Origin of the sequence: Enterococcus sp. C63, assembly GCF_040887215.1 — a bacterium.
Taxonomy (GTDB): Bacteria; Bacillota; Bacilli; order Lactobacillales; family Enterococcaceae; genus Enterococcus_B; species Enterococcus_B hirae.
The window spans coordinates 80,315-94,074 of record NZ_JBFOFI010000001.1 but is presented as its reverse complement, the minus strand read 5'-3'; the positions used below and the strand labels follow the sequence as shown (position 1 = coordinate 94,074).

The 13,760-nt window shown below is 34.2% G+C and carries 6 protein-coding genes; all 6 read right to left on the bottom strand.

Annotated features, from left to right (window positions below):
* Nucleotide 1: 1 nt before the first annotated feature.
* The 6 genes from racE to AB3H90_RS00370 all read right to left on the bottom strand — a co-directional run bounded on the left by racE (nucleotide 2) and on the right by AB3H90_RS00370 (nucleotide 13,650).
* Nucleotides 2-823, bottom strand: coding sequence for a glutamate racemase (gene racE, locus AB3H90_RS00395; protein ID WP_010737494.1), 822 nt, complete (start codon nucleotides 821-823; stop codon nucleotides 2-4).
* A 269-nt stretch (nucleotides 824-1,092) separates the two neighbouring features.
* On the bottom strand, nucleotides 1,093-6,189 hold the full coding sequence (locus AB3H90_RS00390; protein WP_368015925.1) for a hypothetical protein: 5,097 nt from the start codon (nucleotides 6,187-6,189) through the stop codon (nucleotides 1,093-1,095).
* Nucleotides 6,190-6,750: 561 nt separating this feature from the next.
* Complete coding sequence (locus AB3H90_RS00385) at nucleotides 6,751-9,450, bottom strand: hypothetical protein (RefSeq protein ID WP_368015924.1); 2,700 nt, start codon at nucleotides 9,448-9,450, stop codon at nucleotides 6,751-6,753.
* A gap of 605 nt (nucleotides 9,451-10,055) precedes the next feature.
* A complete protein-coding gene (locus AB3H90_RS00380; RefSeq protein ID WP_223603268.1) occupies nucleotides 10,056-10,454 on the bottom strand; it encodes a DUF4430 domain-containing protein in 399 nt (132 codons plus the stop codon).
* Between the two features lie 111 nt (nucleotides 10,455-10,565).
* Nucleotides 10,566-11,129, bottom strand: a complete 564-nt coding sequence (locus AB3H90_RS00375) for a cob(I)yrinic acid a,c-diamide adenosyltransferase (protein WP_368015923.1) — start codon at nucleotides 11,127-11,129, stop codon at nucleotides 10,566-10,568.
* A 22-nt stretch (nucleotides 11,130-11,151) separates the two neighbouring features.
* Nucleotides 11,152-13,650 (bottom strand): vitamin B12-dependent ribonucleotide reductase, encoded by a 2,499-nt coding sequence (locus AB3H90_RS00370; RefSeq protein WP_368015922.1) that lies wholly within the window; start codon nucleotides 13,648-13,650, stop codon nucleotides 11,152-11,154.
* Between the last annotated feature and the right edge of the window lie 110 nt (nucleotides 13,651-13,760).

The window sequence follows — 13,760 nt, the reverse complement described above, 5'->3', positions numbered from 1 at the left end:
GTTATTTTCCTCCTAATTCAATATGCTCAACATTCAACTGATCGAGCATCAACCAATCTTGTGCAATCTCTTTAAAAAGCTTAGCTGAACCAGTCGTATAGAATTGGCATAACGTCCGCCCCTCATTGACTGAATTGCTGATTTCAAAATAGTCCAGCAACATCGAAACTTCCCCGACAGTCTCTGCACCTGAATCGATTAATGTTACACTTTCTCCCATAACGTTTTGGATAATCGGACGTAACAAAGGGTAATGGGTACAACCCAATACTAATGTATCGATTTTCTTAGTAACCAATGGCGCTAGTGTCTGGGCAACGATTTTTTTTGCCACTGACGAATGATATTCATTACTTTCCACTACCGAAACGAATTTTGGACAAGCCAAACTAGTCACGGCAAGTTCAGGTACCTTCGTTTTCAGCGCTGTTTCATAAGCACGACTTTTGATCGTTCCGAGGGTTCCGATAATCCCTACTTGTTTATTTCTTGTTTGTTTAACAGCTGCTCTTGTCCCAGGTAAGATCACACCAATGACTGGAATAGGAAGTGCCGCCTTGATTTCTTCTAAAGCAACCGCAGTAGCAGTATTACAGGCAATCACTAACATTTTGATGTTTTGTTCCACCAAATGATTCGTCATTTCCCAAGTAAATTCGATCACTTGTTCTGCCGGTCTAGGACCATAGGGGCAACGGGCAGTATCTCCAACATATAAGATATTTTCATTTGGTAATTGTTTCAATGCTTCTTTGACCACCGTCAATCCACCAACACCTGAATCAATAAAACCAATCGGGCGATTATCAGTCAATAGTATCATCCTTTTTCTCAATAAATTCTATCTTCCTTATTGTGGACTTTTTAAGGTGATTTTTCAAGTACTACCTTTGTACTTCTATCCATAAAGCTTGAATAGCTCACACAGTCGATCTAAAGAATCACTAGTTTGACTTAATGATCTTAAGTTAGTTGTTTTTAGCAGATGAAGATTGCTCTTTATCTACACTTATCATGAATGATTGCGATTCGTTTTAGAGATACTAGAAGAGACTGAGACAAGTTTTGTCCCAGTCTCTGAGCAATTATGGTTTATCGACTAACTTCAGCTGATCCTTGAGATAAAGAATTCATTTGTTTTATATTTTTGTTTGGTTTTGGTAGAGTATTTTGTTCCGATCCTCGATTACTTAGTCTTTGATTCAATGGTAATGGAACTTGATCTATTGGATTTGGGTTTGTTCTATCTAGTTCGGGAAGCTTACTTAGCAAAGTTGTTTTTCCATTGATTATTTCATTAAGCTCTTTTTTATCTTCGTTAGTGAGAGTAAGCATATAAGGTATATTGCGTCTATTTATTTCATTAAGTTTTCTGCTACCAATAAATTCCGCCATCGTAGATAGCATTTTGGGTTCTACCTTTTGGTTCTCTTTAAGTGCTAATGCAGTGTTCATTGCTCGAGATAACAAAAGCGCGTTGTCATCCACTACTTCAGCTATAGTCTTCCCATTTATTTTAATGTCTGCTTCATTTTCTTGTTTTTTATCTGTTTGTTGTTTCGCTCTTTCTCTGATTATATCCCGAAGTGCTTCTTTTTCTTCTATTCTCATGACAAGATTATCAGAAAGTGTATCCATATACTTTTCATCAAGATAACTATTCTCAATGGTAATTGCTATTTCATGTAAATCCTTTGGAGAGGTAGTTTTATTCTCTGAAAGTTGATAATTTACTTTTATTGTTTCAGCCAATAGGGAGACTATCTTATTCTGTACCACAGCATTTAATAGATTAATCCGGGCTGGTGCTTTTGGTAAAGTTCCTGGTTTTGGCGACGTATTTGGTTCCAAGCCTGGAGTATTCTCACTTTGATTTAGTAGAGTTCTTAAATTTGGTTTTGGTGATGTCTGTAGTGGATTCTTTGGTTTTGAATCTAAATTGTTTAGTCCTTGACTTAATGTTGAACTTAGGTTCATTTTAGCTGGTTCTTGTGAAATTTCGAGTTCCTTATTTAGCAATTTTGATTTTTCATTTGTTATTTCACTAAGCTCTTCTTTATCTTCTTTAGTCAAAGTAAGCATATAAGGCATATTCCGTCTATTTATTTCATTAAGTTTTCTGCTATCAATAAATTCCGCCATCATAGATAGTATTTCTGGTTCTACCTTTTTGTTCTCTTTAAGTTCTAATGCAGTGTTCATTGCTCGAGATAACAAAAGTGCGTTGTCATCTAGTACTTCAGCTATAGTCTTCCCATTTATTTTAATGTCCGCCTCATTTTCTTGTTTTTTTTCTGTTTGTTGTTTCGCTCTTTCTCTGATTATATCTCGAAGTGCTTTTTTATCTTCTCTTCCCATGTCAAGAGCTTTCGGAACCGTTTCCATATACTTCTCATCAAGATAACTATTCTCAATGATAATTGCTATTTCATGTAAATCCTTTGGAGAGATAGTTTTATTCTCTGAAAGTTGGTAAGCTACTTTTATTTCTTCAGCCAATAGGGATACGATTTTATCATTTATTACACTATTTGAGAATATATTCAGAAGCTTGTCTTTGTCTGCTTTTGCCAAGGTAAGCGTACGCATGAGCTCCAGTTTCTGTTCTATATTAAAGTTTAAATACACAACCTCATTTGCTATTCTATGTAGTTTATTCGAGGTTGCAGGTCGATTCTCTGAAAGCTGATGCTTATTTGTAATAGTAGTAGCAACAGCATTTACATTCTGCTGAAATAATTGTTCTGATTCTGTTGATTTTTTTTTGACATTATTACGTCTTTCATTCGCAATATGTTTTGCTATTTCCTTTAGATCATATAGGGCGGTAGGTTGGTATTTTTTTATAATAGCTATATTAGCAACTTTCTTTTGTTCTTCGTATATAGATAGAAGAGTGTCTCTATCTTTTTCTGGTATTTTAAGTTCGAGAATGACCTCTCTTTTCTGTTCATCAGTAAGATCTAAATTCGCAATCTTTTTTGCTGTTTTATTTAGTTTTTCTGGGGAGTTAGATTGATCCTCTGAAAGTTCATATTTAGTTGTAATAGCTAGAGGAGCAACTTTCTTAATTACTTGTATTTTTTTTAGTTCTTTGTATATTGTCCGAAGAGTGTCTCTATCTTCTGTTTCTATTTCAAGTAGATGAATAATTTCCTTTTCCTTTTCCTGTACTTTACTAAGATTTAAATCTATAAGCTCATTTGCTATTGCCTTTAGTTTCTCTTGAGGGGTCGTTTTTTCAACTGAAAGTTGATATTTACTTGAAATATCTATAGCTTTAGTAACTATTTTCCAATTCAATTTCTCCTCAAATTTGTTTAAGTACATTTCTCGAAGAGTGTCTTGATCTTTTTCTGGTATTTCAAGTATTCTAATAACTTCTCTTTTCTGTTCATCACTAAGATCTAATTTCGTAATCTTTTTTGCTATTGTATTTAGTTTCTCTTGAGGAGTCGTTTTTTCAACTGAAAGTTGATATTTACTTGAAATAGCTGTAGCAATTCTTTCCCCATTCAAGTTCTTTTCTAATTCGTTCGAGTACATTTCTCGGAGAGTGGTTTTATTTTTTTCTGGTATTTTAAGTTTGAGAATAACCTCTCTTTTCTGTTCATCACTAAGATTTAATTTCGTAATCTCTTTTGCTATTGTATTTAGTTTCTCTTGAGGAGTCGTTTTTTCAACTGAAAGTTGATATTTACTTGAAATAGCTGTAGCAATTCTTTCCCCATTCAAGTTCTTCTCTAATTCGTTCGTATACATCTTTCGAAGAGTGTCTTTATCTTTTTTTGGTATTTCAAGTTCGAGAATAACCTCTCTTTTCTGTTCATCACTAAGATCTAAATCCATAATCGTTTTTGCTATTGCCTTTAAATTATTCTGGGAGTTAGGTTGATCCTCTGAAAGTTTATATATGTTTGTAAAAGCTATAGTAACAGCTTTTACGTTAGCGTCTTTCTGACTTTCTTGTATTTTTTTTAATTCTTTGTATATTGTCCGAAGGGTGTCTCTGTCTTTTGTTTCTATTTCAAGCAGGTAAATAATCTCATGTTCCTGTAATGTACTAAGATTTCGATTTATAAGCTCATTTGCTATTGCCTTTAATTTCTCTTGAGGAGTAGTTTTTTCAACTGAAAGTTCATATGTATTTGTAATAGCTAGAGTAGCAGCTTTTATTTCAGCGTCTTTCTGACTTTCTTGTGTTTGCAATAAGTCTCGTTTTTCTCTGTATATTTCCTCAAGAGTAGCTCGATCTTCTTTTGAGATTTCAAGTTTAGCAATAACCTCCCTTTCCTGTTCTTCACCAAGATTTAAATCCAGGATCTCAGTTGCTATTGTCTCTAGTTTCTCTTTGGGGACAGATTGGTTCTCTAAAAGTTGATATTTATTTGTAATAGCTAGAGTAGCATTATTTATTACCTGCGTTATTAATTCATTCACCTTGGGAATTTGATCATTTAGAAGCTCATATACATCATCTCTATTTATAATATGTAGATCGGAAATAAAGTTATAACACGTACTAGGTTTCAAAGGAAGATAATAGAATTTATCAAGGTCTTCAATTAGTGCAGCTTTTGTTTTTTCCGATAAAGGCGTGTTTGAATTAAGGTTATGTTGTTCATTAAGATAGTCAATAAAAAAGGTTCTATCTATGCTTTCCATTTCAATAGTTCTTTGTTGTAACAGGTTTTTCTCTTCTGGAATCAATGGAAGATCGGAGATGTTTCCTTCGCTTGAAGTTGGATCACCTTTAGAAAGATCTTTATCTAATGCTACTAGTGTTTCCGTATTAGTAGATTGCTTTTTCTCTTCCATTAGTTCATATGCAAGAGCAGGCTGATCTTTGGGCTGTGCTATTCTATTTCTTGGTTGTAACAGGTTTTTCTCTTCTGGAATCAACGGAAGAAGTAAAAGGATTCCTTCGGTTGAATCTGGATCATATTTAGAAAGTTCTTTACCTAATGCTACTAATGTTTTCACATTAGTATGTTGATTTTTTAGTTTATACATTTTGGTTAATCTATAAGCAAGATTAGGCTGATTTTCGGGTTTTACTATTCTATTTCTTGGTTGTAACAGTTTTTTCTCTTCTGGAATCAGCGGAAGATGTAAGAGGATTCCTTTGGTTGAATCTGAATCATATTTAGAAAGTTCTCTATCTAATTTTGCGAATGTCACCGGATCAGTACATTCCATTTTTAGGTTATACTTATCGGTTAATCTATCAGCAAGTTCAAGTCGATCTTCGGGTTTTACTATTCTATTTCTTGGTTGTAACAGGTTTTTCTCTTCTGGGATCAGCGGAAGATGTAAGAGGATTCCTTCGGTTGAATCTGGATCATATCTAGAAAGATCTTTTCCTAATGCTACGAATGTTTTTAGATTAGTATGTTGATGTTTTAGTTTATACTTTTTGGTTATTCTATAAGCAAGTTCAAGCTGATCTTCGGGCTGTACTATTCTATTTCTTGGTTTTAACTGTTTTTTCTCTTCTGGAATCAATGGAAGATGTAAGAGGATTCCTTCGGTTGAATCTGGATCATATTTAGAAAGATCTTTTCCTAATGCTGCCATTGTTTTCAGATTAGTATGTTTATTTTTTAGTTTATACTTATCGATTAATCTATCAGCAAGTTCAAGCTGATCTTCGGGCTGTACTATTCTATTTCTTGGTTGTAACAGGTCTTTCTCTTCTGGAATCAGTGGAAGATGTAACAGGATTCCTTCGATTGTAGCTAGATCATATCTAGAAAGTTCTCTACCTAATTTTGCGAATTTCTCCGGATTAGTACGTTCCATTTTTAGTTCGTACTTATTGGTTAGTCTAGAAGCATGACTTTGCTGATCTTCAGGCTGTACTATTCTATTTCTTGGTTGAAACAGGTTTTTCTTTTCTGGAGTCAATGGAAGATAGAAGAGGATTCCTTCGATTGTAGCTGGGTCATATTTAGAAAGATCTTTTCCTAATGCTACTAGTGCTTTCATATCATCAGATTTATTTTTCTCAAGTTTATACTTATTAGTTAGTTCATAAGCAAGTGAAGGCTGATCTTCGGCTTGTACAATTACTTTTTTTCCGTTTTTTTTATTTAGTTTCAACCTATCCTTTAGTCTATAAAAAATACCACGCTGATTTTTGGACTGTACGCTTACTTTCTCTTTATTTTTTTTATTTAGTTTTTCCATGTTGTTTTCTCCTTTGCACTTTTATATACTGCTTTATAAATTTATCAGAAAAAAAAGGACATCAAAAACTTTTATTCCCAAATAAAGAAATTCTTGGAATTTAATACCATGGTATTTGTTCAAATTTTAGAATATTATTTTTAATTTCTGAAAATAATTAGTCAAGAATAGTGTTTTCAAAAAGATTATGCATGAATAAAGTTTTATTTGAGTCCACTTATACATAACTATTTCTTTCATAATTTTTTTCTGAATATATTTGCGTAACCACGTGTAGTGATTTGAAAAAAATAGTATTCCTGTATAAAAATATAGAAATACGTAATTTATGAATTTAATTCAATGACATCATGAAAAATAGAAACTTTTTGATTAATTAACGAACAAATGTGAGAAAACAAAAAAATCTGAGAAAGAACGGGGTGCTTTCTTGCCCAGATTTGATTTTGCATCACTCATCAGTACTTATTGACGAAGAGATGAAAAATATTAACCATCCCTAAAACAGCAAGAGCCGAACAATCCCTTTTCAGAAAATGATTCGGCTTGAGCAATTATGGTTCATCGACTAAATTCATCTAAACCTTTAGATAAGTGAATCGTTGGGTTTAGTGGAGTCTGTGGTTTCGAGCTTAGACTGTTTACTCTTTTTAAAGGATTATCTTTTGATGCATTTGGTTTTAGCGATATCGGTGGTTCCGATCCTAGATTATCCTCACTTTTCTTTAGTAGAGATCTTAATTTTGATTTTAATGACGTCTGTAGTGGCGTAGTGGGTTTTGATTCAAGATTATTTAGTCCCTGACTTAATGTTGAGCCCAGGTTCGTTTTAGCTGATTCTTGTAAAGTTTCTACCTGGTTTAGCAACGTTGTTTTTTTATTTATTAATTCATTAAGTTTATCTCTATCTATTTCTGGTATTTCAAGTTCGAAAATAACCTCTCTTTTCTGTTGCTTATTAAGATTTAAATTCAAAATCTCATTTGCTATTGCATCTAGTTTTTTTGGGGGATTAGGTTGGTCCTCTGAAAGTTGATAGTTGGTTATAATAGTTAGAGTTGCATCATCTACTCCATGATAAAAGAACACTTCATCGTCTGTCTTATTTTTTTGTATTTTTAACAAGTCTTGTCTTTCTCTGTACATTGTCTTAAGAGCGACTCTATCCTCTTTTGATATTTCAAGTACTCTAATAACCACCCTTTTTTGTTGCTCACTAAGATTTAAATCTATAATCTCATTTACCATTTTCTCTAGTTTATCTCGGAAGGTAGGTCGGTCATTCGAAAGTTGATATTTATTTGTAATAGCTATAGTAGCATCATTTATTCCCTTAAAAAAAAATGGTGCTGCTTCGGCAAAATTTCTTCTGACAATTTGCTTCTTATTTTTATGAATCAATTGTGCCCTATCGTCACTATACCCATCTTGTGTCCGCCCATTCACTCTAGAGTCTGTCTTACTTTCTTGTTTTTTTGGCAATATCTCAAGTTTTCTGTATATTTTCCAAAAAGCTTCTCTATCAGCTTCTGGTATTTCAAGACCATTAATAACCTCTCTTTTTTGTTCATCACTAAGGTTTAAATCTATAATCTCTTTTGCTATTGCCTTTAGTTTCCTAGGATGAGTAGCTTGATCTTCTGAAAGTTGATATTTATTTGTAATATAAGTAACTGAATCATGTACTAGCTGATTAAATAACTGTAATGCTTTAGCCCCTCTTATTATAACTTCTAACTTATTTTGGGGTGGTGTTGGCCATCTCTGTAATTCTTTAAATATTTCCAGAAGAACATCTTTATATTCGCTTTGTATTCCAAGATAGATAATAACCTCTTTCTTCTGTTCCTCGCTTAATTTTAAATTTAAAATCTCTTTTGCTATTTTCCTTAACTCCTCTTCGGAGACAAATAGTTGAAATTTATTTATAATGCCTATAACTGCATCACCTATTTGCTGATAAAATGATACTTTATCTTCACCTTTTGTGTTCTCATCTATTTTAGCATCTGTCTTACTTTCTTGCGCTGTTAAAAAGTCTTGTCTTTCTCTATATATTGTTTGAAGAGTGGCTCGATCTTCTTCTGATATTTTAAGCTCGAAAATAACCTCTCTTTTGTATTCTTCACTAAGATTTAAATCCATAATTTCCTTTACTATTGCCTTTAGTTTCTCTTCAGGGACAGATTGGTTCTCTGAAAGCTGATATTTATTGATAATAGCTATAGTAGCATGAATAGCAGCATTGTTTGCTTGCTGATAAAATAACTGTCCTGCTTTCATCAAATTTATTTTGTATATTTTCCAAAGAGTGGCACTATCTTCTGTTTGTAGTCCAAGTTGGAAAATAACCTCCTCTTTTTGTTCCCCACTAAGATTTAAATCCATTATCTCATCTGCTATTGCCTTTAGTTTATTTTCGGGGATAGATAGCTGATATTTATTTATGATAGCTATAGCTGCATCATCTACTTGCTGATAAAATAATATTTCATCGTCATCTTTTGTAATCTCTTTTAAATTAGCATCTGTCTTACTTTCCTGTGTTTTCAATGTGTCTTGTTTTTTTCTGTATATTTTCCGAAGAGTGGCTCGATCTTCTTTTAATAGTTCAAGTTTAGCTATAACCGCCCTTTTCATTTCCTCATCAAGATTTAAATCCATGACCTCATTTGCTATTGCCTCTAGTTTTTCTTCGGAGACAGTGTGGTTCTCTAAAAGTTGGTATTTATTTGTAATAGCTATAGTAGCATCATCTGTTAGCTGCGCTATTAATTCATTCACCTTTAGAAATTGATCATCTTTAAGCCTAGTTAATTCCCTTCTAGTTATATTCAGATCGAAAATAAAGTTATGACACGTACTAGTTTTTAAAGGAATATAATAGAATTTATCAAGGTCTTCAATTAGTGCAGCTTTCGTTTCTTCCGACAAAGGCATGTTTGAATTAAGTCTATGTTTTTCATTAAGATAGTTAATAAAAAAGGTTCTATTATTACTATTTATTTCTATATTTCTTTGTTTTAACAGATTTTTCTCTTCTAGAAGAGATTTTAGATAGGAGGGAATTTCTTCAGTTGAAGCTTGATGATCTTTAGAAAGATCTTTATCCAATGCTGCTGATGTTTCCAGATCAGTACGTTTCTTTTTCGTAAATTTATACTTATTGAATAGTCTATAAAAAAAACCACGCTGATCTTGGGACTGTATGCTAACTTTCTCTTCATTGTTTTTATTTATATTCTGTTCCTTGTCTGGCATGCTGTTTTCTCCTTTGAGATTTTATATACGCTTTATAAATTTATCAGAAAAAAAAGGACATCAAAAACTTTTATTTCTAAACAAAGAAATTCTTGGGATTTAATACTATTGCATTTATTCAAAATCTAGATTATCGTTTTTAATCTCTGGGAATATTTGATCATAAATAGTATTCTCAAAGGATTTTCTACATCAACAGAATTTTATTTAGGTACTGCTATACCTAACTATTTCTTTAAAAATAATTTTTTGAATATTTGGCATCCACGTGCGGTGATTTGCAAAAATAGTATTACTTTATAAAAAGCAGAAGAACATGTAGCCTGCAAATTCAAATCAATATCAACATGAAAATTAGAAGCTTTTTGATCAAATTATGAGACAAAGTGAAAGAACAAAAAAGCTGAGATAGAATGAGGTACATTCTGACCCAGATTTGATTTTGCGCAACTTATCAGTTCTTATTGACCAAAAACCTTTTTTTAACAGATATTCAAACTAATCAAAAAAAAACGAAAATCAGAATAACTGCTTTTCGTTTTTTCAGCTTGTTCATACGAATACTTTGACCGCACGCTCAAGTTAATTTTTGAACTGTTACACTCTTACTTGAATGTTGCTAAATTGAACACTATCTGATCGTTAGGTGATAATTTAATATCATTTGCTCCTTTTTCCGCCATTTTGCCGTTGATTGTGAACGTCCAATATAATCCTTTATCTTTGTCTTGTGCATGCCCATCAATTGCCGTCACAAAACCATTGTCTTCTTTCACTGAAAACTGTTTTTTTAGTAATTCCAGCAAGGTCTGATTTGGTTGGTAAGTAACGTTTTTTGCCGATAGTTCTTTTCCCTCTTCTTGCAAAGTGATGGTCACTTTTTTTGTAGTGGCTTGTGATTGAGCGCTTGATTGTTCTGTCGTGGTAGGTGATTGACAACCAGTCATAACGATCATACTTGATAAAGCAGCTAATAATACTATGAATTTCTTCAAAAAAAACACTCCTATTTATTAATTTGTAAAAAGAATTTACTTAAGTTATCACTTTAACCATTATAGATATGATTCTTAGACAGTTAGATTTTAATTCAAACAGTAAGGTCTGATAAATAATTAATGGAATACTTTTTCAGCTCGCTCATAGAATGGTTCTTTAATATGATAAACCACATTGACATAACGTGCCAAGACAAAAAAGAGATCCGATAACCGATTAATCAGTTTATAACTCATTTGATTCGTTTCTGTTTCTTCCAAAATCAATTGAGTGATTTCACGTTCCGCTCTTCGGGTCACTGTTCGGGCAAGATGGAAATGCCCTGCTACTGGATGTCCACCAGGCAAGATAAATTTGTCGATCACCGGTAGTTTTTCTTGATAAAAATCAATCATTTCTTCCATTTTCTCCAAATCTTTTTTAGTCACGATCCGTTCTTTGACTTCCGTTGGTGTGGCAAAATCTGTTCCGATATCAAATAGTAATCGTTGAAGTTGGATTAATTGTTCGATCAAAAGCGCAAATTTATCAGGATCTAATTCTGCAACGATCGTTCCTACCCAAGAATTGATTTCATCCACACTTCCATAAGCTCTAACACGAGAAGCTGACTTAGCTAGCCGTTGCCCTCCGATAATACTAGTCATCCCAGCATCACCACTTTTAGTATAGATTTTCATGGTACCATGCTCCTTTTTAACCTTATAATCCACACTTTAGTTGTACTTTACAATGGGTGCAAGTACTGCAACCTCCGATTTCTTCAATTGTACCTTCATGACAAATCGGACAGCGCTCTTCACTCGTTGCTGAGTCGTTTGAAGCTTCTGTTAGCAAAACATCTGAGTGTACCTCTGATGTTACTAGCTCATCGGTAAAACTATTTTCTTCCGCTGATAAAGTCAGGACTTGTGAATCTCGGCTACCGTCAACATATACCGTACCGCCTTTTGCCCCACCTTGATAAAGTCGTTCGTAAATATCAGCTACTTCTTTAACACGATATCCCTTAGGTGCGTTGACTGTTTTGGAAATGGAGCTATCAACCCATCGTTGGATCGTACATTGGACATCCACGTGAGCTTCTGGTGAAAGCTCCATTGCTGAGACAAAGTATTCCGGTAACTCTGAGGCATCTGCCTCTGGATGTTTCGCTAGATATTCGTCAACGATTTCAGCGTGTACTTCAATGAATTTTCCTAAGCGACCGCTTCTAAAGTAGGAAAAAGAGAAATAAGGTTCCAATCCCGTGGAAACACCAGTCATCGTACCTGTCGAGCCAGTTGGTGCAACGGTTAATAAGTGTGAATTACGGATTCCATAAGTTAAGACACCTTGCCTAATATGTTCTGGCATCTTTTTCATATACCCAGAATGGATAAAACGCTCACGTAATTGTCGTGTTTCTTCTTCGTTCTTACCAACTAAATAAGGAAAACTTCCTTTTTCTTTTGCCAATTCGATCGACGTTTGATAAGCTGTAACGGCAATCGTTTCAAACAATTGATCGACTAACGCATTTCCTTCTTTAGAGCCATACGTTTTGCCGCAATAGATCAATAAGTCGGCTAAGCCCATCACCCCTAAACCAATACGACGTTCCCCTTTTGCTTGTTGCTCATTCTTGTCAAAAAAATAAGGGGTCGCATCAATAACATTATCTTGGAAACGTACACTGGTTCTAACCACTTCTGCAACTTTTTGAAAATCGATTTCTTGGTGCTCATCTACCATATTCGCTAAATTGATAGCTGCAAGATTACATACCGCATACGGTGTCAATGGCTGTTCTCCACAAGGATTTGTTGCAACGACTTTTTGTCCATAGGCAGCAGCATTAGTCATCTCATTGGCGTTATCAATAAAAAAGATCCCTGGTTCCGCAGAATAAGTAGCACAGTAAGTGATCAATTCCCAAAGCTCTCTGGCTCGAATTGTTTGATGAACTTTCACTTTACGTCCTGTCGCTTCCCACTCACGAACATCACCGATTTCAGCCCAATGTTGATCATAATCAGCCATTTCTACTTCTGTATACTCGTCAATAGCAGGAAAACGCAAATCATAGGTCTTATCTTGTGCGACAGCTGCCATGAATTCCTTTGTCAGACAGATTGAAATATTCGCCCCTGTTAAGAAGTCAGGATCTTTGACACTATAACTTCCACCCATTTTTAATTTTTGCTTAGCCTCTTTGATGAAAGCATGTTCTGCAAATTGCAAAAGCCCCTCTTCCTTAACCAAGACTTCAAATAGCTCCCTTTCTTCTTGAGTTAAAGGAGAAAAAGCTAGTTTCTCGCTTGCTAATTGTTTGATTAGGGGATTTTGACTTGTAGTTATCAACTGTTGCAGGATCAACGGATTCTGGATTTTTGAAATAATAAATTCAAAAATATCTGGGTGCCAATCATTGAGCATGATCATTTGCGCCCCTCTGCGACTTCCTCCTTGCTCGACTAAATGGGTGAGATTAGCTAAATCATTGAGCCAAGAAACAGCACCAGAAGATTTTCCATTTACGCCATGTACGACAGCCGATTTTGGTCTCAAGGTTGAGCCGTTCGTTCCTACTCCACCACCACGACTCATGATTTCCATGACTTCTTCTCGGTGTTTTGCTAAACCAGAACGAGAATCTTGAATAAATGGCATGACAAAACAATTAAAGTATGTGACTTCTGATTGCGTACCAGCACCATATAACACCCTTCCTGCAGGAATCAAATTTTGTTCAGTCAATTGTTTGTAAAAATCTTCAAAAAATTCAGCTTTTCTATCGCCCTCGACTTGACTAATTCCGAAAGCAACTCGAGCAGCAATTTGTTCATAATACAGCTCTAAAGGTTTTTCAACTTCACTTTTGTTTCTTTTAACGAATCCACGAGCTATTTCTTCAGGATCAGTCAAAGAGGAGCGAAATTCCTCTTCCACTTCGATCGTTAAATCGTCTCCAGAGTGCTGAATGATCGTTCCAATTCCACGAGCCGGGTATTGTGGATCCGCATGTACCGTCAAGACGACTAGATCACCTATGGTTAACGTCTGATTATGTGGATCTTTGTAAGTATATCGATCCAACATGACCAAGCGTGAAATCCCTTCAAATGTCAGTTTCATTTGTGGATCAATAGGTTTGACCTCTGGATAATTCCGTATATCCTGATTAAGTTTTTCTATATATTTTTTTGAATAAATTCCCATTCCATCGCCACCTTATCATAAAAAACACTATATATAGTGTCTGTTAATTATTATCACACTACATCATGTGTTTTTCAATCTTGTAATAAAAAAAATTTATGATATAATGA